The 20,973-nt window shown below is 70.4% G+C and carries 15 protein-coding genes; all 15 read left to right on the top strand.

Annotated elements, in window-relative coordinates; translation table 11 throughout:
- Positions 1–16: 16 nt before the first annotated feature.
- From AAF604_16240 to AAF604_16170, 15 genes are read left to right on the top strand one after another with little or no spacing between them, the layout of a single operon-like run.
- On the top strand, positions 17–469 hold the full coding sequence (locus tag AAF604_16240) for a phage tail protein (GenBank protein ID MEM7051220.1): 453 nt from the start codon (positions 17–19) through the stop codon (positions 467–469).
- Positions 470–471: 2 nt separating this feature from the next.
- Entirely contained in the window at positions 472–3,267 is a 2,796-nt protein-coding gene (locus tag AAF604_16235) for a hypothetical protein (GenBank protein MEM7051219.1), read from the top strand.
- Positions 3,264–3,749 (top strand): phage tail protein, encoded by a 486-nt coding sequence (locus AAF604_16230; GenBank protein MEM7051218.1) that lies wholly within the window; start codon positions 3,264–3,266, stop codon positions 3,747–3,749. Before AAF604_16235 ends, AAF604_16230 begins: the two co-directional genes overlap by 4 nt.
- Complete coding sequence (locus AAF604_16225) at positions 3,746–4,942, top strand: hypothetical protein (protein MEM7051217.1); 1,197 nt, start codon at positions 3,746–3,748, stop codon at positions 4,940–4,942. Before AAF604_16230 ends, AAF604_16225 begins: the two co-directional genes overlap by 4 nt.
- A 15-nt stretch (positions 4,943–4,957) precedes the next feature.
- Positions 4,958–5,137: a hypothetical protein gene (locus AAF604_16220; GenBank protein MEM7051216.1), complete on the top strand. Its 180-nt coding sequence runs from the start codon at positions 4,958–4,960 to the stop codon at positions 5,135–5,137.
- 1 nt (position 5,138) lies between these two features.
- On the top strand, positions 5,139–6,227 hold the full coding sequence (locus tag AAF604_16215; GenBank protein MEM7051215.1) for a hypothetical protein: 1,089 nt from the start codon (positions 5,139–5,141) through the stop codon (positions 6,225–6,227).
- Positions 6,227–6,934 (top strand): phage baseplate assembly protein V, encoded by a 708-nt coding sequence (locus AAF604_16210; protein MEM7051214.1) that lies wholly within the window; start codon positions 6,227–6,229, stop codon positions 6,932–6,934. The genes AAF604_16215 and AAF604_16210 overlap by 1 nt, the downstream gene beginning before the upstream one ends.
- Positions 6,935–6,944: 10 nt before the next feature.
- Complete coding sequence (locus AAF604_16205; protein MEM7051213.1) at positions 6,945–8,633, top strand: hypothetical protein; 1,689 nt, start codon at positions 6,945–6,947, stop codon at positions 8,631–8,633.
- Positions 8,630–9,019 (top strand): GPW/gp25 family protein, encoded by a 390-nt coding sequence (locus AAF604_16200; protein ID MEM7051212.1) that lies wholly within the window; start codon positions 8,630–8,632, stop codon positions 9,017–9,019. The genes AAF604_16205 and AAF604_16200 overlap by 4 nt, the downstream gene beginning before the upstream one ends.
- A 25-nt stretch (positions 9,020–9,044) precedes the next feature.
- Complete coding sequence (locus AAF604_16195; GenBank protein MEM7051211.1) at positions 9,045–11,252, top strand: putative baseplate assembly protein; 2,208 nt, start codon at positions 9,045–9,047, stop codon at positions 11,250–11,252.
- Between the two features lie 58 nt (positions 11,253–11,310).
- Positions 11,311–14,070 carry a phage tail protein gene (locus AAF604_16190; GenBank protein MEM7051210.1) on the top strand — a complete coding sequence of 920 codons (2,760 nt, stop codon included), beginning with the start codon at positions 11,311–11,313 and terminating at the stop codon, positions 14,068–14,070.
- Between the two features lie 31 nt (positions 14,071–14,101).
- A complete protein-coding gene (locus tag AAF604_16185) occupies positions 14,102–16,159 on the top strand; it encodes a helix-hairpin-helix domain-containing protein (protein ID MEM7051209.1) in 2,058 nt (685 codons plus the stop codon).
- Between the two features lie 9 nt (positions 16,160–16,168).
- On the top strand, positions 16,169–17,488 hold the full coding sequence (locus AAF604_16180) for a hypothetical protein (GenBank protein MEM7051208.1): 1,320 nt from the start codon (positions 16,169–16,171) through the stop codon (positions 17,486–17,488).
- Positions 17,489–17,504: 16 nt separating this feature from the next.
- Positions 17,505–18,695, top strand: a complete 1,191-nt coding sequence (locus AAF604_16175; protein ID MEM7051207.1) for an IPT/TIG domain-containing protein — start codon at positions 17,505–17,507, stop codon at positions 18,693–18,695.
- A 25-nt stretch (positions 18,696–18,720) separates the two neighbouring features.
- Positions 18,721–20,973 carry a hypothetical protein gene (locus AAF604_16170; GenBank protein MEM7051206.1) on the top strand — a complete coding sequence of 751 codons (2,253 nt, stop codon included), beginning with the start codon at positions 18,721–18,723 and terminating at the stop codon, positions 20,971–20,973.

The following is a 20,973-nucleotide window of genomic DNA, read 5'->3' as shown; positions in this document are numbered from 1 at the left end:
AAGGAGACCCCACACCATGGCTACGGAACGCGACTATCCCTACAGTCAGTTCAACTTCCGAGTGAGCTGGGACGGCCTCGGCGAGGAGACGGTGCAGGCCGGTTTCCAAGAGGTTTCCGGCCTCGGCCTCGAGATCAACGTCGCCGAGTACCGCGCCGGCAACTCGAAGGAGAACTCGCCTCTCAAGGTGAGCGGCAGCTACAAAACGCCGGACGTCACCCTGAAGCGCGGTGTCATCGGGTCTCTGGACCTCTACCAGTGGCTCGACGCGGTGCGCAACGGCGAGCCCGACCAGCTCAAGACGATCACCATCAAGCTGATGGCCGAAGACCGCGAGACGGTCGCCCAGAGTTGGGTCCTCAAGGGTGCCCGACCGATGAAGTACACCGGGCCCTCCTTCAACGGCAAGGGCAACGAGGTGGCGGTCGAAGAGATGACCTTCGCCGCCCAGCGCATCGAGGTCCAGTAGGAGTGATCGCCACCCCGCGCCTCCCGGGCGTCGTCTTCGAAGCGCCTCCGGCCCAGCCGGACGAGTCGCTACCGCGCATGGACATCGCCGCCTTCGTCGGCTTTGCCGCCCGCGGTCCTCTCGACCTGCCCGTCGCCATCGAAGGTCCCGGTCGCTTCGCCGACATTTTCGGAGACGACCCGGAGCTCGCCCGCGACGAAGAGCGCGGCTCGCCACGGCATGCCTTCCTCGGTGCCGCGGTGGAGTCCTTCTTCGCCCAGGGCGGGCTGCGCTGCTGGGTGGTGCGGGTGGCCGATCGCGATCGCATCGTCCGCCACGCCTTCGCCCTACCGGGCCTCGAGCGGGGGGCGGACGGTGGAGCGGCCCAGGCGCGGGCCCGCTGCGCCGGCACCTGGTGCGAGGAGCTGCGGGTGGGCACGGCGCGAACGGCGGAAAATCTCGGCCGCGCCGACGCCGATTTCACCGCCGTCACTGGCGACTATCGCTTCTCCCTGCCGACCCGCCGGGCCGCCGTCGCCCCGGGGACCCTGATCGAAGCCTCCTTCGGCGACGATCTCCCAAAGCTCTGGCTGTTCGTCGACCGAGTGACCGACCGCGGCGATGCTCTCGAGCTCCGCACCGCCGCCGGCCTCGACCCGGCGCGGGGAGAATCACGCGACGCCTTCTGGGTCGACGAGAGCGACCCGGCGGCGCCGGCACGAGTCGCCGAGGCCGACGCCCTGGCCCGCCTCGGCGCCAGCCCACCGCCTCCTCCGGCGCTGCGCAGACTGCGCTTCGACCTGCTGATGTGGCGCGGCGACGCGCTCCTCGAGCGCTTCCGCGGCCTCGCCTTCGACCCGCGGCACGAGCGCTTCTGGGGCCTGCTCCCGGATGACCGAAGGCTCTTTCAGCGCCGTCTCGACGAGAGTCTCGAGCGCCGCTCCGGTCAACCCTTGCCGGCGATCGCCGAGGAAGCCGAGAGTCCCCGCTTCTCCCTCGCCGGACCCGCTGCGCTGGCTAGCGGCTCCTTCCTCCCCCTCGGCATGGGGTTCCGTCTCGATCCCGAGGCCAGCCGCGAGGTCAGCGGAGGACCATCGCCGAACGCCCTCGAAGGCGATGGCCTGGGCGAGCTGCGCGCCGACCTGTTCCTCGATCCCGCCCTCGTCCGCCTCGGCGTCGAGACGCTACGGCACGAGGCGGAGCACCGCCTCCACGTCCAAGGCATCGCGCTGCGCGGTCTGCACAGCCTGCTGCCGGTCGAAGAGGCCACGCTGATCGCGGTGCCCGACGCCATCCACCGGCCCTGGAGCCGGCGAGGTCCGGAGCCTCCGGATCTCCTGCTGCCGCCGATTCTCGAGCCGGTCGGCGCCGTCACCGACGCGCCCCTCGCCTGCGACCCCTGCGCCGACCAAGCGCCCGGCTTCGTGCCGTTGCGCTGGTCGGCGGTGAGCGGAGCCACCGGCTACCGCTTGCAGTACGGTGTCGATCCGACCTTCGAGCAGCGCGAAGGCGAAAGGCAGCTCGAAACCCACCAGACCTTGTTCACGGTCGACCCGCGCTGCCCGCGACGTCTGTTCTTTCGCGTCCGCGGCGAGCGCGGCGGCGAGATCGGCCCCTGGTCGAACACCGTCCAGGCCGTGCTGCCACCGCGCTCCTTCGAACCCTGCGAGGACCACCTGCCGGGCGACTACGAGCTGCTGCGGCTGGGCTCGCCGGAGCTCCTGTTCTGGCTGCCGACGGATCTCGCCAATCTCCCGGCAGAACGCGACTTCGAGCTTCAAGAGGCCACCGATGCCGCCTTCGACACCGCCCGCCAGGTGCACTTCGGGCCGAGCGACGAGCATCTCTTGGCGGAGATTCTCGACGGTCAGCGCTACTACCGCGTCCGCGCCGTCTCTGCCGGCATCGCCGGGCCCTGGTCGAACACGGTGCTGGTGGCAGCCGTCGGCCGGGCCGGCTGGACTCTCGAACCGCCGGAGAGCTACGACCGTGAGGGGCTCCTCGCCGTCCAGCGCAGCCTGCTGCGGTTTTGTGCCGCGCGCGGTGATCTCCTCGCCCTGCTCGCCATGCCGGACCACTTCCGCCGCGATGCCTGCAGCGAGCACCTGGCGCTGCTGCGGGGCGCTGGCGCGGCGCCGACGATGGGATCGCTCTTCGTCCTGCCGCTCCACCGCGGGGAGCGCGCGGCACTCGGTTTCGGCGCCGTCTTCCATCCCTGGCTCACCGGCGGTGCCGACCAGCGCAGCCTGCCGCCGGAGGGCGCCGCCGCCGGCATCCTGGCCGCCGAGAGCCTCGCCGAGGGCGCCTGGCGCGCCGCCGCCAACCGCCCCGTCGAGCGCACCCTCGGCCTGCGGCCACGCTTCGCCGAGGGCGACGCCGGCGAGCTGATGGCTCAAGGCCTCAACCTCTTCCTCGACCAGCCCCGGGGTTACCTCGCCCTCGCCGAGGAGACCCTCGACGAGCGCCCCGACCTTCGCCCCATCCACGTGCGGCGACTGCTCATCCTGCTGCGCCGACTGGCGCTGCGCGAGGGCCGCGGCTACGTCTTCGAGAACCACCATGCGCCCTTCCGAGATCGCATCCGGCACACCTTCGAGCGTCTGCTCTCGGAGCTCTATCAGCGCGGCGCCTTCGCCGGCAGCGAGCCCGCCGAGGCCTTTCGAGTGATCGCCGACGGTCGGCTCAATCCCCCGACCGAGGTCGAACGCGGTCGCCTGCGCATCGACCTCCAGGTGGCCCCCGCCCGCGCTCTGCGATTCCTCACCGTTCGGCTGGTCTCCCAGGGACGCGACCGCCTCAGCTTCGAGGAGATCTCGTGACCATCCTGCCCTTCACCAGCTTCAACTTCCGGGTAGTCCTCGAGTACGAGAAGGGCAAGCCGATCTGCGATGCCGAGTTCTCGGAGGTCGGCGGCCTCGAGGTGCAGCTCGCTCCCAAGACCATCCGCGAGGGCGGCAACAACCGACGGCCGATCCACCTGCTCGGCCCGGTGAGCTACGGCCAGCTCACCTTGAAGCGCGGCATGACCCAGGACTTCGGCCTCTGGGATTGGTTCGCCGAGGTCCAGAAGACCGCCGGCCACGGAGTGCGCGCCTCGGGCGAGATCCTGATGCTGTCGAACCGCGGCCAGCGCGCCTACGAGGTCGACGGCAAGGCCGATGTGCGCTTCGCCCTCACCGGCTGCCTGCCGATCAAGCTCAAGGCCCCGACCCTCAACGCCAAGGACGGCGCGGTGGCGATCGAGGAGATGCAGGTTGCCTACGAGTGCCTGTCGCGGGTCGCCTCGGGAGGTGATGGATGATCCCCGAGAAACTGGTCAAGGCCGAGCTGCGCGAGATCACCTGGGACAAGAAGCAACAGGTGGTGCTGGGCAAGAAGAAGGTCAAGGTGCAGTTCAATCCCGAGTCCTTGAAGGTCACCCTGTCGAATCAGAACGCCTCCGGCGACCAGAGCGGCGGCGCGCCGCAACAGTTCGTCGGCACCGGCACCACCAAGCTGACCTTCGATCTCTGGTTCGACGCCAGCGCCCCGGGCCAGAGCACCCAGGACGTCACCAGCCTGACCCGCCAGGTCGCCTTCTTCATGACCCCGGGCAAGAAGAACAACAAGCCGACGGCGCCGCCGGGGGTGCGATTCCACTGGGGCTCCTTCCTCTTCGATGGCGTCATGGACTCGCTGGACGAGACCCTCGAGTACTTCTCCGAAGACGGCCGACCGCTGCGCTCGAAGGTCTCCGTCAGCCTGTCGCGGCAGGAGATCAAGTTCGAGTTCGGCAAGCAGCAGGCCAATCAGGCCCAGGGCAAGGGCACGCCGACGGCGCCGGCGCAGCCGGCTCGCGAAGGCCAGACCGCCCAAGACCTGGGCGGCGACCAGTGGCCCGCCCTCGCCGCCGCCAACGGCATCGAGAACCCGCGCAACCTGCAGGCCGGCGCCGCCTTCGACGCTTCCCTCGGGGCATCCGCCAGCCTTTCTTTGGGAGCCAGCGCTGGCGTGAGCGGTTCCCTGAGCGCCGCCATCGGAGGCGACCTGGCGGCCGGAGCCTCCTTCTCCGCCGACGCCTCGGCCAGCCTCGGTGGCGGTTTGCGCGCCGGCGCCAGCGCGGCGGCGGGACTGGGTGCCGGCGGCGGCCTGTCGGCCGGCGCGGGACTCGGTGCCGGGCTCGGCGGCGGTCTCTCGGCCAGCGCCGGAGCCGGCCTCGGCGGCGGTCTCACCGGCGGCGGCGGGTTCGGAAGTGACCTCGGCGGCAGCGCCGGCCTGAGTGCTGGAGCGGGCCTCGGTGCCGGGACGGGCCTCGGTGCTGGAGCGGGACTCGGTGCCGGCCTGGGTCTGAGCGCTGGCGGATCCCCCAACGCCGGCCTCGATCTCTCCAGCAGCAGCAGTGCTTCCTTCTCCGCCGGTGCCTCCGGCTCGACCAGCTCAACCCAGGGCGGCGTCGCCGCCAGCGCCCAGGCCAAGGCCGGCGCTGCCTTCGACGCCAAGCTCCGCCGACGCTGAGGACCCTCCGAATCTATGAGCGTGATCATCAACGAGCTCGAAGTCTCCCTCGCCGAGGCGCCACCGGTGGCGCCCGGAGCGGACCCCGGCCCGCCACCCAGCGGTCCCCAGGGCAAGGTGCCGATCACCAGCACCGACCTTGCCGACGCCAGCGAGCAACGGGAGCGCCGACGCCGGCGCCTGGAGGCCTGGTGAGATGGCCGACCTCGGCACCACGGCACCGTACTACGCCGCTCGCCCCCGGCTGTTCGTCGACGGCGAAGAGGTCACCGGCCTCGAGCAGGGATTGATCGCCCTGTGCGTCGAAGAGACCACCTCCGGCCTGTTCAGCTGTGAGGCCACCTTCGGCAACTGGGGCAGCCGCGGGGAAGATCTCGACTATCTCTACTTCGACCGCGAGCGCTTCGACTTCGGCAAGCCGCTGGCGGTGGTGATGGGGGACGGCGACGCCGAGGCAGCGATCTTCGAGGGCCGCATCACCGCCCTCGAGGGCAAGTACCCCCGCGGCCGCTCGCCGGAGCTGCGGGTGCTGGCGGAAGATCGCTGCCAAGACCTGCGCATGGTGCGCCGCACCCGCACCTTCGAGGACGTCGGCGACGGTGATGTCTTCGAGCGCATCGCCGGCGACCACGGGCTGCGACCGGAGATCGACGTCGACGGCCCGACCTACCGCACCCTGGCCCAGGTCAATCAGAGCGACCTGGCCTTTCTGCGCGACCGCGCCCGCGCCATCGACGCCGAGGTCTGGGTCGAAGGCGATGCCCTTTTCGCCCAGGCCCGCAGCCGCCGCCGCGCCGGCGCCGACGTCACGCTGACCTATGGCGAGGGCCTGCGCGAGCTCTGCCTGAGCGCCGACCTCGCCCACCAGCGCACTCGTCTGGCGGTCGGCGGCTGGGACATCGGGGCCAAGGCCGGCATTGAAGAAGAAGTCGCCGAAGAGGCCATCAGCGGCGAGCTCGCCGGCGGCTCGAGCGGCATCCAGGTCCTCTCCGACAGCTTCGGGGACCGCCCCGAGCGCCTGGTGCACTCGGTCCCCCTGAGCAGCGAAGAAGCCCGCGCCATCGCCGAGTCCCAGATGCGCGCCACCGCCCGCCGCTTCGTCAGCGGTCATGGCGTGGCCGAAGGAGACGCCCGCCTCAAGGTGGCGACCCACGTCGAGGTGGCCGGCCTCGGACCACTGTTCGACGGTGCCTACTACGTCTGCGCCGTGCGCCACCAGTTCGGCCCGCAAGGCTTCCGCAGCACCTTCGAGGTCGAGCGCCCGGCCCTCGGGAGGGCCGCCTGATGCTGGTCGCCACGCCCTTCGACGAGATGCTCGCCGAGCGCTCCCGTTGCAGCCGCTGGTTCGGGGTCTACACCGCTCTGGTGACCGATATCGCCGACCCCGACGGCCAGGGCCGGGTTCGGGTCCGCTTGCCCTGGTCGCCGGATGCGGAAGATCAGGCCTACGAGGCCTGGGCCCGCCTCGCCACCCTGATGGCCGGCGGCGAGCGCGGCTCCTGGTTCGTGCCCGAGGTCGAAGACGAGGTGCTGGTGGCCTTCGAGGCCGGCGACCCGCGACGCCCCTACGTCGTCGGCGCCCTCTGGAACGGTGTCGACGCGCCACCGGAGTCGATGGACTCGGCAGGCCAGAACGACAAGAAGGTGCTGTGCTCGCGCAACGGCGTCAAGGTCACCCTCGACGACGCCGACGGCCAGGAGAGCCTCACCCTCGAGACCCCTGGCGGCCAGAAGCTCAAGCTCTCGGACGGTCCCGGCAAGGTCCACATCGAAGACTCGGCGGGCAATGCGGTGACCCTCGAATCGGCGGGCGTCACGGTGCAAGCCGCATCCAAGGTCAACGTCCAGGCGGGCACCGTCGAGATCAACGCCGGCATGGTGACGGTCAATGCCGGCATGTCGAAGTTCAACGGCGTCGTGCAAGCCGACGTCGTCATCTCCAACTCCGTGATCGGCACCTCCTACACCCCCGGTGCCGGCAACATCTGGTGAGGACGGCGCGATGACCCACGCGAGCGAGTGGCTGGCTCCTGCGCCCCTGTGGGACCGTACCCTTCCGTCGGCGGACGAATCGATCGGCGACACCAATGGCGGCGATCGCTTCCGTCAACCGACTCTGCTGCGCTTCGATTCGGACAGCTTCCTCGAAGACCTGATGGCGTTGCTCGGCGAGCAGCCGGCGGAGGTCGCCGAGCACGTCGCCCGGCCGGAGACCTGGGAAACTCCGAGCGCCGGCTGGGCCGACCACGACGATGCTTCCCTGGGTGAGCTTCTCAAGCTCTTCCAGCCGGCTCACGGCCGCTTCTACCTGCTCGCCGCCAGCCTGGTGTGCCGCCGCGCCGGGCTGCCGGACCGCCGCGTCGACCCGGCCGAAGAGGACAAGGCCTGTTGGGTGATGCGTCGCCTGGTGCCGCGGCCGGGCCGCGACCTCGACCCCGACGACGCCACCAGCTTCGACGAGCAGGCCTGGATCGGGGACCGCTCCGGCGGCCGCTGGCAAAGCCTCGCCGCCAGCGCCCTCGAAGACCTCACCGAGGGTGAGGAAGAGCTGCCGCTGTTTGCCCTGCCCTTCGAGCTCGAGGGCGGCAAGCGTCGCCTGTGGGCCGGCCTGGTGCCGGTCGCCGGCCGCGAGCTCTACGAGACCGCGGCGCCAGCGGCTCCTGCGGCGGAGGCTGCCGCGGCGGAGCCTCCGGCAGCGCCCACCGATCCGCTGGCGGAGCTCGACGACCCGCGCAAGGCGGAGCTCGCCGCCGGACCTCTGCAGAGTCTCGGGATCTTGACCGGCCTCGACGACGACATCCCTTCGGCGGCGGCGCGCGAGAGCCTGCGTTTTCTGCTGCTCGATTTCGCCGATGCCTTCGTCCGCCTCCTGCCGGACCTCGCGGCCGCCATCCGCAGCGCCTCACCAGCCGACCTCGACACCCCCCAGCTCGCCGTCTGGAACTGCCTCGGGGCGGTGATCCCCGGCGGCGTGACCTGGCGCGAGAGCATCCGTCGGGCGGACGCCCAGCGCGACGTCTTGCTCGGCTTGCGCGAGCCCGAGCCAACCGACCCGGAAATCATTCCGCCGGCCCTGAGCCGGGCCCAGATCGAGGCCACGGCGGTGGCGGTGGTGCACGGCGGCGAGCTACGCGACCGGCTCTTCGCCAGCATCGACGCCCGGCCGCAGCCGGCCGACGATACGCCGGGGCGGGCTCCCAGCGCGGCCGCCCGCGCCGTCGCCGCCTCGGCCGAGGCGGACGGCTCCCTCTACCGCGCCCGCTGCGTCTACCGCCGGCCGCGCTGCCGGCGCTTCACGCCGCCGACGGTCAGCCGACCGACGCGGCCCTTCCGCCTGGCGCCCTTCTTCGATCCCGAGGCCCCGACCCGCCCGCTCACCATCCGCATGCCCCTCGACACCAGCCTCAAGGGCCTGCGCAAGTTTCCCAAGGGCGTTGCCGTGCTGATGTCGAACAAGCTGCGCCAGCAGGTCGAGCAGGTGCAGGCGGCCACCGTCTCGGAGCTCGAAGAGGGCGTGTCTCCGAACGAGCCTTCCTGGAGCCTCGGCATGATCTGCTCCCTCTCCATTCCGATCATCACCCTGGTCGCCTTCATCCTGCTGCAGATCTTCGTGCAGCTCCTCAACATCATTTTCTGGTGGCTGCCGTTCTTCAAGATCTGCCTGCCGATTCCGGTGAGGAACGACTCGTGAGCGGTCCGCGCCCCAGCCGCGGGCTGGCCTTTCCGCCCCACATCGGCAGCGACGGCCGCCTCGCCTGGTCGTCCGGCGAGGCCAACGTGCGCCAGAACATCCGCGTCATTCTGTCGACGGAGAACCGCGAGCGCATTCTCCTGCCGGAGTTCGGCGGCGGTCTGCAGCGCTTTCTATTCGAACCCAACAATCCGGCCACCCACCGCCTGATCCAGGAGCGCATCGTCCAGGCCCTCGGACGCTGGGAGGAGCGCATCGAGCTCGAGTCCGTCGAGGTCGCTCCCCACTCCGAGGATCCGCAGGCCGCCATCGCCAGCATCCACTACCGCCTGATCGCCACCGGCGTCGCCGACCGCCTCGACCTCAACGTCCCGTTGGCCGGCTGACCCCGCATCCAGAGAGGCCCTCGCCATGCCCTTGCCCGTTCCGCAGATCGATCACCGCAGCCAGCGGGAGCTGGTGCGCGAGGCCCTCGCCCGGGTGCCGTTCCACACCCCCGAGTGGACCAACCTCAACGACTCCGACCCGGGCGTCACCCTGATCCAGCTCTTCGGATTCATGACCGAAAGCCTGATCTACCGCGCCAACCTGATCCCGGAGCGCAACCGCAAAAAGTTCCTCCAGCTTCTCGGCATCGAGCTGCAGGCGGCACGGGCGGCGAGCACCCTGGTGGCCTTCGCCAGCCCACGCGGACCGCTGAGCCCGGTGCCCCTCGCCGCCGAGCAGGAGATCACCGCCGGCAAGGTCGCTTTTCGCACCGAGCACGCCCTCACGGTGCTGCCGATCGTCGGCCGGATCTACCTCAAGGCGCCGATTCCGGAGAGCCAGCGCAGCAGCGTCGACACCCTCTATCGCCGCCTCTACGAGGATCTCGCGGTCGCCGGATCGCAGCTCGACTACTACGAGACGCGGCCCTTTGAAACGCCCGCTCAGGGGGTCACCTTGCCGACCTTGGACCTCGCCCGCGACACCGTCGACGGCAGCCTGTGGCTCGCCCTGCTGGCGCGCCCCGGTGACGACCCCGGCGAGGCCCGGCGCGCCATCGCGCACCAGATCTTGACCATCGCCTCGATGCCCGCCCTCGACGAGGAGGCGGTTCGCCTGCCGGCCGGCGGCAAGGAGACGGAGGGAGCGGGCGGTCTCACCTTCCAGCTCCCCCAGCTCCCCGCCGGCGAGCCCGCTGCAGGTGCCTTGCGCTATCGCCTGCTGGAAGCCCGCCCGAGCAGCGATCTGCTGCGTTTCCCGGGAACCGTCGAGCTGCGCCTGCCGGGCGAGGAGGAGCTCACCTACCGCGAAGAGCTCGATCCCCTGGAGGCCGGCGTCGGCGACTTGCCGCCGAGCCTGGCGGACAGCGAAGACGAGGCTCGCCTGGTCACCTGGATCCGCATTCGACCGCCCCAGACCGGCGACCAGCTCGCCACCCGCTTCAGCTGGCTGGGGATCAACGGCGCGCTGGCGGCACAGCGCCGCTGGGTCCAGGCCGAGCAACTGCCGTCGGGAACCGGTGAGCCCGACCAGGAGACACGGCTGGTGCACGCGCCGGTGTTGCCGAAGACCCTTCAGCTGTCGGTCAACGGTGAGCTCTGGAGCGCCATCGACGACCTCGCCGCAGCACCTCCCGAGGTACCGCCGCGCAGCCCGCGCTTCGCCTCTCCGGAGTCTCCCCAAGGGGATCCTCGGGTGTTCACCCTCGAGGCGGCGAGCGGCACCCTGCGCTTCGGCAACGGCAGCCACGGCGCCCGGCCGCCGCGCGGTGCCACGCTGGTGGCCCGCTACGCCCACGGCGGCGGTAGCCAGGGCATGGTGGGCATCGGCGCGATCGACAAAGGACCGGCTCTGCCGGCCGGTCTGGTGGTCCACAACCCGGTCCCGGCGTGGGGCGGCGATGACCCGGAAACGGTCGACGAGGCCGAGTTCCGCATCTCGCGCAGCCTGCGCCACCGCGACCGCTTGGTGAGCCGCGAAGATTTTCGCGAGATCACCTGGCAGACGCCGGGCGTCGACCTCGGCCGGGTCGAGATTCTGCCCTTGTTTCACCCCGACCAGCCGGAGAGTCCGGCGGACGGCGCCCTGACGGTGCTGGTGGTTCCCTTGACGGACCGCATCCAGCCGGAGACGCCGGCCCCGGACCGTCTCTTCCTCGACGCCATCTGCCGTCACCTCGAGCCGCGTCGCCTGATCACCACCGAGATCCACGTGCGCGGACCGATCTATCGCGACCTGTGGGTGACGGTCGGCCTCGAGGTCGCCCCGGGACGGGAACAGGGGCCGGTTCTCGACCGCGGCGAGGTTGCGATTCGGCGCTTCCTGTCGCCGCTGGTGGGCGGCTTCGAGGGCACCGGCTGGCCCCTCGAGAAGACCATCGAAGCGGGCGAGGTGCTCGGCGCCGTCAGCCGGGTTGATGGTGTGGCTTCGATCCTCGAGCTGACGCTGGGTGACGGCTCCGGCGGCGCCATCGAGCGCCTCGAGCTGTCCGGCCTCGAGCTGCCCCGGGTAATCGGCGTGTCGGTGGTGGCGGGACCCGCCGTACCTCTCGACGTTCTCACCGGCGAGCGCGATGACCCCGAACCGCCGGAAACCCCACGGGTGCCGGTGCCGGTGATCCCGGAGGAATGCTGATGCTTCTCCGCCGCGACATGAGTCTCCGCGCCCTTCCCCGACGTCGAGGAGTCGCCTGATGGACGTCAACGGCTCGCGTTACCACCTGCTGCTCGGCGAAGCGGATTGGCAGCCGCCGATCAGCGCTGCCGGCGACGGCATCGCCTGGGATCGCGACCGCCAGCGCGTGACTCTGGCGCCGGAGCTGTTCCGCTTTCCTGGTCGACCGGGCGAAGAAGCGCTGACGGCGGATCATCGCCGCGGCGCCGACCGCGATCGCTACGGTCACGTCTACTGGATCTCCGAGGACCGCCGCGAGATTCACTACCGCCCGCGGGACAGCCGTCGAAGCGGTGTCTTCTGGCCGCCGGAACCGTGCCCGAGCGAGCGCCACGGTGCCTTCGGACCGCTTCCCGGCGAGCCCCTCGGGGACGCCCTCCTCAGCGGCCTGGCGGTCACCGCCGATCACTACCTTGTGGTGGGCCGGCGAGATCCCGGCGGCATCCTGATCTTCGACCTCCACGGCGGCGGCCCACCGCGCCGCCTCGACTGGCCCGAGGAGCTCGACTTCTCCCCCCACGATCTCGCCGCCGCCCGCGATGGCGGTCTCTGGGTTCTGGATCGTCCCCCCGCCGATGGGCCGCGCCTGTGGCGCCTCGACCACCACCTGCGACCGGTCCCGGGGGACGGTTCCCTGGAGCACACGGCCGCCACGACGGAGAGCTTCAAGCCCCTCGGCGGAGAGCCCCGACAGAGGCCGGCGGAGACCTTTCCACGAGGCTGGCAGCCTGCCTCTCTGGCCTTGGCCGATCCGCGAGCGATCCTGGTCCTGCCGGACGGCGCGGTCCTCGTACTCGACTCGCCGGCAGGTAGCGCGCCGCGGGTGCATCGCTTCTGCGGCGGTCTCCCGGACGCCCCGCCGGCGGACCTCGAGATCGCCCTCGCCGAGCTGGTGACGCCGGTGCCCGAGGTCACGGCCCACGATTTCGCCTTCCTGCCGGCGCCGGCGTCGGCAAGCTCGCCGGGAGAGCTCGAGGGCGAGCTCCTGGTGGCCGATGCCGGCGGCAACCAGGCCTACGCCTTCCGCCTGCGCACCGGCCGCGGGCGCCTCGAGCTGGTCGCCCTCCCCACGTACCTGCCGCTGCGCCGCTTCGCTGGTCGCGCCCTGGTCGATGGCCGCGACGCCTGCGACGTGCTCTACGACCGCGATGACTCCTGGGCCAGTCTCGTCGAGCTGCGTCGGCCGCGCTACCAGCGCCGCGGCGAGCTCGATGCGCTGCGCTTCGACGGCAAGCAGGCCGGAACGGTCTGGCATCGGCTGTTCCTCGCCGGCTGCATACCTCCCGGAGACGAGGTGATGGTCGAGAGCCGCGCCGCGGACGAGGAGCACCTGCTCGCCGACCAGCCCTGGCAGTCGGAGCCGGTGCTCGGACTTCGCCCGGGCGGCGGCGAGCGCCCGCTCGATGCCGCCGTCGCTCCCTCCCAGGGCGGAGACCCGGGGGAGGGGACCTGGGAGCTGCTCTTCCAGGCGGCCCGCGGCCGCTATCTCGAGCTGCGCCTGACCCTGGTGGGGAGTGGACGCAGCAGCCCCGCCTTGACGGCGCTGCGCGTCTACTACCCACGGTTCAGCTACCTGCGCGAGTACCTGCCGGCGGTCTACCGCGAGGAGCCCTCGTTCCTGGAGCGCTTCCTGGCCAACTTCGAGGGCTTCTTCAGCGAGATCGAGGGCAAGATGGAGCGCGCCGAGACCTGGTTCGACCCGCGCACGATTCCCGCCGAGGCGCTGCCCTGGCTCGCCGACTGGCTGGCCGCGAGCTTCGACGAGGACTGGGACGAAGCCCGTCGACGGCTCTTGCTGCGCCACCTGCATCGCCTCTACCGGCAACGCGGCACGGTGGCGGGCATGCTGGCAGCGGTCCGTCTCGCCACCGTTCCCTGCCCGGACGACTCGATCTTCGAGGACGACGCCGCCACCAATCCCTACGGCGTTCGTCTGGTGGAGGCCTTTCGCTCCCGCCAGCGAGCTCTCCCCGGCAGCCCAGGCATCTCCCCCGCCACCGGCCCACGGCTGATCGCCGCCGGCGAGCGCTGGCAGCCAGATCAGGGTGCCGCGCGGCTCCACCAGGCCTACCGCGACTTCCTCACCCAGCACCATGCCGTCAATGAGCCGTTGGTGGCCCAGCTCAACGAGCTGTGGGGCTCCGACCACCCGAGCGACCTGCCACTCCAGTTCCCGGCTCAGCCACCGGAAAATCCGGCCGAAGCCGCCAGCTGGCGTGCCTTCATAGCCCGCGAGCTCGACTTTCCCTACGCCGAGACGACGTCTAGCGACACCACGTCCTACCGCCGCTACCTGCGCCATCGCCACGGCAGCGTCGCGACCCTCAACGCCGCCTGGGGGCTGACCGGCGCCACCGCCTTCGGCTCCTTCGACGAGGCCCTGCTTCCCGCCGCCCTGCCCATCCACCCGGTGACCCTCGAAGACTGGATTCACTTCGTGTCGCAGCGCTTGCCGATCGCACGCAGCGCCCATCGCTTCCAGGTCCTGGTGCCGGTCACCGCCGACTCCATTCCGAGCGAGCGAGAAAAGCGGCTGGCGCAGGTTCGCGCCGTCGTCGAGCGCCAGCGGCCGGCCCACACCAGTTGCGAGGTGAGCCTCTATTGGGCCCTCTTCCGAGTCGGCTCGGCGCGCGTCGGCATCGACTCGGTAGTCGGCGAAGGCAGCCGCGCTACCGCCCTCACCCTCGGCCGAGGCGCCCTCGGCGAGTCCCAGCTCAGCCAGCCCCACCCCTGGAACGTCCACGATCGTCGCGTCATCGGCCGCGACGCCGTCGCCTGAAGACTTTCGAACGCCGAGGAGCGTGAACACCATGTGCGATTTCAAAAACACCGTTTCGGATCCCATCGCTCTCGATCCGCGCAAACGCGTCCGCTACGAGACGGGCCTGGTCCTCGGGGTTCAGGAGTTTCTGCAGGACCAGTTTCATCTCCGCGAGCGCGATCGCTTGCACCAGCGCAGTCTGCACGGCTACGGCACCGTCGTCGGCCTGGAGATCGGCCAGCGGGCTGCCGACGGCGGCGGTCCCGAGGTCGTGGTCGGCGCTGGCCTGGCGATCGATCCTCGCGGCGAGACCATCTGTGTCCCGGCGACCCAATGCGCCCGCCTCGACGAATGGTTGAGCGGCCAGCGGGACGAGATCGACGAGCACTTCGCCTCCCCGCCCGGCGCCCTCAGCCTCTACGTGGTTCTGTGCCATCGCGAGTGCGCCACCGATCCGGTGCCGGTGCTCGGCGATCCCTGCCGCGACACCGCCGACAACACGCGACCGTCCCGCATCGCCGACGACTTCGAGCTCAGCCTGCGCTTCGAGCCGCCGGAGCAGCCGGAGGAGGACGCCGCCCGCGCCTTCGGCGAGCTGCTGCGCTCCTTCGAGATCGCCAGCGGCCCCGGTCCGGCCCTCGACCAGGAAGCGGTCGAAGATCAGGTCCGGAGCCTGGTCGACGGCTCGCCGCCGGTGGTCCAGGGGCCGGCCTCACCGCCCTTCGGTGGTCGCCTCGAGCCGAGCGAGGCACCGCACCTCCTGGCCGCCGCCTATCGCGTCTGGATCACCGAGATCCGTCCGCTGCTGGCCGCAGGCCGGGCCGGCTGCGAGCTCTCCGAAGAGCGCTGCGTCCTGCTCGCCCGCCTCGACTTCGACATTGCCGAAGGGCCCGCCGGCGACCTGGTGGTCGATGGCGAGGTGCTGATCGACGAGAGCGACCGTCCGCTGCTGTTGGCCACTCGCATCTTCCAGGAGCTCCTGCCGACGGCGGCCGGCGAGACCATCGCCGGCGTCGAGAATCACGCCGACCTCAACGGCCTCGGCCTCGACGACCACCCGCAGTACCTGCTGGTCGACGCCGTGACCCGGGCGCTGATCGCCGATCTCGATGGCGGCGGCCGGCGCATCGTCGCCCTGGCCGATGGCAGCGCCAGCGGCGACGCGGTGACCTTCGACCAGGCGATCAAGGTCGGCGACGGCGCCGGCGGCGACCTCGGCGGCACTTACCCGAACCCCTCCGTGGGCGCCCTCCAGGGCCGGCCGGTGGCGCCGGCGGCACCGGCGGTGGGTCAGGTGCTGACCTGGGACGGCACCCGCTGGGAGCCCGACGCGCTGCCCGCCGCAGGCCCGGTTCTGAGCGATGACCTGACCCGCGTGGTCGCCCTCTCCTGGCGCCATGGCGCCTTCAGCAACCTCGACCTGATCCACAACGGTCAGCCCGCCTTCGGCGTCGCCCTGGCCTTCGGTGGCGAGGGCATCGACGATTCCCGCTCGCCGGTGCAGTCGGCGACTCTCACGGCCCAAACGGTCTTCCTCCAGGTTCACCTGCCCCTCGACGGCAGCCCGTTTCCGGTCTGCATGCGAATCCCGGCGACGGTGATTCCTTCACGGGTCGTCGGCGTCGACGGCAACGACCTGATCACCGAGACCCGAACCGTCAACGGCAACCTCGCCCCCGCCGTGGTGGCGCTGGTCGACTCCGAAACCGCCGAGTTCCTGCGCCTTTCCGGAGCCACCGTCGAGGTCGTCCTGCGCGGCGATTTCATCCTCGACCGGCAGGATCGGGCGATCAACGGCGAGCACATCACCGGGGTCCTGCCCACCGGCGACCGCAGCGCCGCCGGCGACCGCTTGGGCCTCCAGGGCGGCACCTTCGAGAGCTGGCTCCGGCTGCCTCGCCGCGGCGAGATCGTGGTCGGCGGTCTCGATCTCAACCGCGCCGACGAGAGCGAGCTGGTCACCTTGCCGCGCATCGGCCCGCGCCTCGCCGAGCGCATCGTCGCCGAGCGCGAACGACGCGATGGCTTCGACCGCCTCGACGACCTCGCCACCATCCCGGGCATCACGCCGGCGATCATCGCCGGACTTCGCCAGCTACCCAACTAGGACGACGCCATGACCACCGAGCTGTTGAGCGCAATTCTCGATGGCGGCCTGCGCCATCCCCACTTCTTCGAGGGTCGCATCCTGACGGCCACCGACCTCAGCGTCGAACGGGAAGCTCATCGCGCCCGCCAGCGGCGCCTCGGTCGCGCCCTCGGCAGCGGCATCGTTTCAGGCCTCGAGGTCACCATCCGCGACCGCGGCGCCGGCGGCACCGTGCCGGTGCTCGGCATCACCGCCGGCCTGGCCCTCGCCGCCGACGGCGACAGCCTCGAGTTGGCGGCGGACATCGACCTCTGCCTGGCGCGGGAGCTCGAGCACGAGCCGCCACCGGACAGCCCCTTTCACGCCTGCGCGCCGCCCTCGACGAAGCCGGTGGCCGTCGGTGAAGGCGTCTACCTGTTGCTCCTCGGTCCGGCGGCGGGCTTCCGCGAGCGCGCCGTGATGAGCGGCCTCGGCGATCCCAAGGCCGGCGCCGGCTGCGGCAGTCGCTGGGCCCTCGAAGGGGTGAGCTTCCGGTTGCTGCCCTACGATCCCCTCGCCGAGGAGCTCTTACCCGCGACGCACCGCGATCAGCTCGCCGACCTACTGACCGACGCCGCCACCCCGGCGCGTCGCTCGCGCCTGCGCAATCACCTGGCGCACCTCTTCCTGGCCTCGGCGGCCCAGGCCGCGGTGGCCGACGATCCGCTAGCAGCCCTCGCCGGCGAGACTCCAACCAACCCCATCGCAGGGCTGCGCCAGCGCGGCGAGATCGCCGACTGCGAGGTGCCCGTGGCCCTCGTCCACTGGACCCTCTCGGGCCTCCACTTCGCCGATCCCTGGGCGGTGCGACGACGGCCCGTGCCCAGCTTGCAGCACGCCGCCGCGCCGATGCTCTCGGGAGACGCCTTCCGCGCCGATGCCGAGGCTCGCGTGCTGCAGTTCCAGCAGCACCTCGCCGAGCTGCTGGACGAAGCGGCGGCGCCGACCTCGCTGGTGGCGCGGGAGCATTTCCGCTTCTTGCCCGCCGCCGGTCTGCTGCCGGTCGCCGGCAGCGACCGCCCCCGCGGCCTGTCGGTGCCGGCCTTCTTCGCCGACCGCACCGTCCGCGGTCCGCTGTTCACCGAAGGCGCCCGGGTCGCGCCGCTGTTCGATCGCTCCTATGCCTTCCCCGCCATCGACACCGAGAGCGACGAAATGGTCTGGCTCTACTCCATCCGGGAGAACCGCCAACGGGTTCCGGAGCGACCCGCCGTGATCTTCACCAGCGGATTCATGCCGCTGTTTGGCGACGCTCGCTACGACATCAATCGCTGGAGCTTCGGCAACTTCTCGTCATTCCTCGTCTGAGCGAAGGGAGCTGACCATGTTCAATCGTGTACAACCCGGTGACCTGATCACCGCCGAGCAATGGAATCAGGTCCTCGACCTGCTCGAAAACCTCGACCTACGGGTTCAGGACATCGAGGACTCCGGCTCCCAGGCCCTTGCCATCACCGGTCTCCTGCCGCCGCAGGGGCCGTATCGCATTGGCGATCCGCTCACCGTCCTGGGGCGCAATTTCGAGCACTCCCTGGGAGCCGCCAGGGTCTTCCTCGATGGCGTGCGCGTCACCCTCGACGGCCTGGCCTCGGACGACCGAAGGCTGGTCTTCCAGATTCCCCCCGTGCCCGGCGTCTCGGAGCCCGGAACGGCGGTCACCCTGCGAGTCAACAATCAGTCCGAGCAGGTCAGCGAGGACATCATCCTGCGGCCGGCAGCGCCGGTGCTGTTCGGCGACTTCGACGTCGAGTTCCTCGGCGTCACACCGCAGACGCTGGTGCCCGACCAGCCGGCCAACTTCCGTTTCCGGTTGCGCAACCGAGCCTCCAGCACGGCCGAGATCCTGATCGATCCGCGCATCGTCAACGTCCCCAACGCCGACGTCTGGCAGCAACGCCTGCGGGTGCTCGACGGCAACCAGACGCCGCTGCCGGAGCGCCGCATCACGCTGTCGCCCCTCGATCCCAACAACCCGAACCCCAATCCGCCGGCCGAGACCGAGTTCTTCGTCCGCCTGGTGGCCGTGCCGACGGTCCCCGTAGGCACTGATTTCCAGCTCGTCGTCGACGCCTCCGCCGGTGCCGTTCAGGGCTCTTCCGGAGCGCAGCCCTTCACCGTCGGGGAAGCCACCATCCCGCAGGACGAAACCATCACCCTGACCCTCAATGGCTCGACCCCGCCGAACGCCCTCTCCGGCAGCACCGTCACGGCGGCGACCGGCAGCACAGTGCGGGTGCGCTTCAACGCCACCTTCGCCGAAGCCGGCTTCTACGACTTTTCGCTGCAACCCGTCGCTCCGACGACGGGCTGGCAAATCCAGCGTTTCTTCACCACTCCGGCCACCTACGAGATCACTGACAACGACGTCGCCGGCGGACCCGCCGCCCGGCCTCCGGAGATCACCCTTCAACCGCTCGGCGGCGCCAGCCCTTCGGGCCGCGTCGAGGTGATCCTGCAACGGCAGGGTCGCTCGTCCCGTCGCCTGTTCCCTCTGGATCTCGTTCTCGGGACCTAGCGGAACCCGCTCCCAGGAGGTCACTGTGTCTAGAAAACCTCTTCTCCTGCTGTTGCTCATCGCGCTCGTCGCCCTACCGACCGTCGCGGGCGCCCAAACGGACGTCTGCCTACCCAACGCCATCGGCGTGCCGGCTCTCGGCGGCCCCCCGAACTGGTGGAGCGCTACTCTGCCCGGCTGGGAGCCCCTCGACGACCCCCGCTGGCGTGGCGCCTACCTCGAAACCTTCGGCGGTGGCGCCGCTTCGGAGCACGTTTCCTTCCGCGGCCTGAGGACCGCCACCGACCTCTACCTCTCCTGGCGGGTCGAGGTCGATCCCACCCTCGACACCCAAGATCAGCTCTGGGTCGGCTTCGCCCCCGGCGGCGGCGAGGACGAGCTCCTGCTCAACATCCAGCCCTTCAGCACCAGCAACACGGCGGCAGAGGCCGATCCGGTGGTCAACATCTCGGCGTCGGTCCGTCCGTCGACCGGCGGAGCCTGGTCGCCGGCACCGGGTGCCAACGTCCCGGACTGGCTCGAGGCCGCCACCACCCGCACCGCCGCCTGGCGCGAGGTCAGCGGCAGCACCTGGGCCGTCCAAATGCGGGTGCCCCTGCAGGCCGGCTTCGAGAACGGCCTCGACCTGCAGGACGAGTTCCGTCTCTGGTACGAGGTGCAGGTGTTCCACGACATCGGCTGCAACCCACCGGGCACCATCTGCAACGTCGTCGAGTACAACTTTCCGGACAACCTGACCTTCGCCGATGTCACCGATCCGGCGAGCACCAGCGGCTCCTGGGGTGACCTGCGCCGCGACGTCCCCCCGACCAACGCCGCCTGCATCCAGGGTGTTTCTCTGGTGAGCTCGGATATCGGCACCGAAACCGGCGGCGGCCCGTGCAGCAACGCTGCCAGCAACCTCTCCGGTACCTTCGACCTCAGCGACGGTGCCGGCAGCCCGGAGAACAACGTCGTCTGCGCCCGACCCCAGAACGACACCGGCGGCCAGATTGGCGCCGGCGATCTCGACGCGGTCTTCCGCATCGCCAACTGGGGTACCCAGCCGGACTGGAACGACGTCGCCGATCCGACCACCCTGTGGCGCCAGATCAATGCCGTTCCCGCCACGACCACCGCCCCGGTGGCCGATGGTTCCAAGGGCAGCATCACCTTCGACTGGCAGCTCACCCCTCAGGAAGCCTGCGACTTCGACCCGCAGCCGGCGGACATCGACTGCACCGGATTCCCGGCACCGACCCGGCGGCGCCACCAGTGCATGCTGGTCGAGCTCTCCGGCGCCCCCGGCTTGACCTTCTCGTCGAGCAGCGTGGTGCGCAACATGAACTTCGCCGAGGCTTCGGTCTTCAAGCGCGAAGCGCAGGTCAGTGTCGTCGGGTTGAAGGGTCTGCCCGGGCGCTCGGAGCGTGAGGTCTATCTCTACGTGCAGACCCTCAACATGCCGCGGCAGGTCGAGCCGCAGGATCCCAAGCCGAGCCCGAACCGGCCGGAGAGGTCGCACCATCGATGCCCCGAGATCGAGCGCTCTCGCTGTATCGAGCCCTTGGAGCCCGGTGCCTACGAGGAACTTCGCGATCGCGAGCCGACCTATCAGGTCCACGCTTACCACGACACCGGCCGCGAGCTGAAGAGCGGCGGCCGGGTTTGGCGGGTGCTCCGGCCGCAGACCTCCTTCGGTTACTTCATGCATCACGAGGGTCCCCTCACCGGCTGGGGCCACGAGCTCGACGGTGCCAAGCAGATCGGCCCCGACTACTACCGCATCGAGGTCCCGAACGATGGCGCTCGCACCATCACCAACGTCATCGAAGCCTTCGAGGACGAGCGGCCGCGGCCGCGGGGCGGCACCGATGCGGAAGGTCGCCTCTCGGGCAGCGTTCACGCCGGCATCAACCGACCGTCGAGCTTCCGAGGCCTCGAGCTCGAGGGTGGCTCGAGCTTCGGCCTCGACCTGAGCTACCGGGTGGCGTCGCAGTTCGAGATCGAGCTCTTCTTGGGCCGTGATCGCATCGCCGACGAGGATCTCGACCACCTCGCCTTGAACGGCCGCTATCTGCTCGGCCCCGGTCCGGAGACCTTTTTCCTCTCGGCCGGTTTCGGCCGCTACGAAGTCGATGGCGAGGGCGACGAGGGCTTCCACCTCGGGGCCGGAGCGCGCTTCCCGCTGACCCCAAAGCTCGACTTCGAAACCAGCGCCAAGCTGCATCGAGTGTCGGTGGAAGACGACGACCTCGACTTCATCACCCTGCAGGCGGGGCTGCGTTTCGATCTCTTCTGA

The organism is Acidobacteriota bacterium (assembly GCA_039028635.1).
GTDB lineage: Bacteria > Acidobacteriota > Thermoanaerobaculia > Multivoradales > JBCCEF01 > JBCCEF01.
This window is presented reverse-complemented; position numbering and strand designations above follow the sequence as displayed.

Excerpts from the sequence above, each read along its gene's own strand:
- AAF604_16240 (MEM7051220.1), top strand. The coding sequence starts at position 17 with ATGGCTACGGAACGCGACTATCCCTACAGTCAGTTCAACTTCCGAGTG.
- AAF604_16225 (MEM7051217.1), top strand. The coding sequence starts at position 3,746 with ATGATCCCCGAGAAACTGGTCAAGGCCGAGCTGCGCGAGATCACCTGG.
- AAF604_16220 (MEM7051216.1), top strand. The coding sequence starts at position 4,958 with ATGAGCGTGATCATCAACGAGCTCGAAGTCTCCCTCGCCGAGGCGCCA.
- AAF604_16215 (MEM7051215.1), top strand. The coding sequence starts at position 5,139 with ATGGCCGACCTCGGCACCACGGCACCGTACTACGCCGCTCGCCCCCGG.
- AAF604_16210 (MEM7051214.1), top strand. The coding sequence starts at position 6,227 with ATGCTGGTCGCCACGCCCTTCGACGAGATGCTCGCCGAGCGCTCCCGT.
- AAF604_16205 (MEM7051213.1), top strand. The coding sequence starts at position 6,945 with ATGACCCACGCGAGCGAGTGGCTGGCTCCTGCGCCCCTGTGGGACCGT.
- AAF604_16195 (MEM7051211.1), top strand. The coding sequence starts at position 9,045 with ATGCCCTTGCCCGTTCCGCAGATCGATCACCGCAGCCAGCGGGAGCTG.
- AAF604_16190 (MEM7051210.1), top strand. The coding sequence starts at position 11,311 with ATGGACGTCAACGGCTCGCGTTACCACCTGCTGCTCGGCGAAGCGGAT.
- AAF604_16185 (MEM7051209.1), top strand. The coding sequence starts at position 14,102 with ATGTGCGATTTCAAAAACACCGTTTCGGATCCCATCGCTCTCGATCCG.
- AAF604_16180 (MEM7051208.1), top strand. The coding sequence starts at position 16,169 with ATGACCACCGAGCTGTTGAGCGCAATTCTCGATGGCGGCCTGCGCCAT.
- AAF604_16175 (MEM7051207.1), top strand. The coding sequence starts at position 17,505 with ATGTTCAATCGTGTACAACCCGGTGACCTGATCACCGCCGAGCAATGG.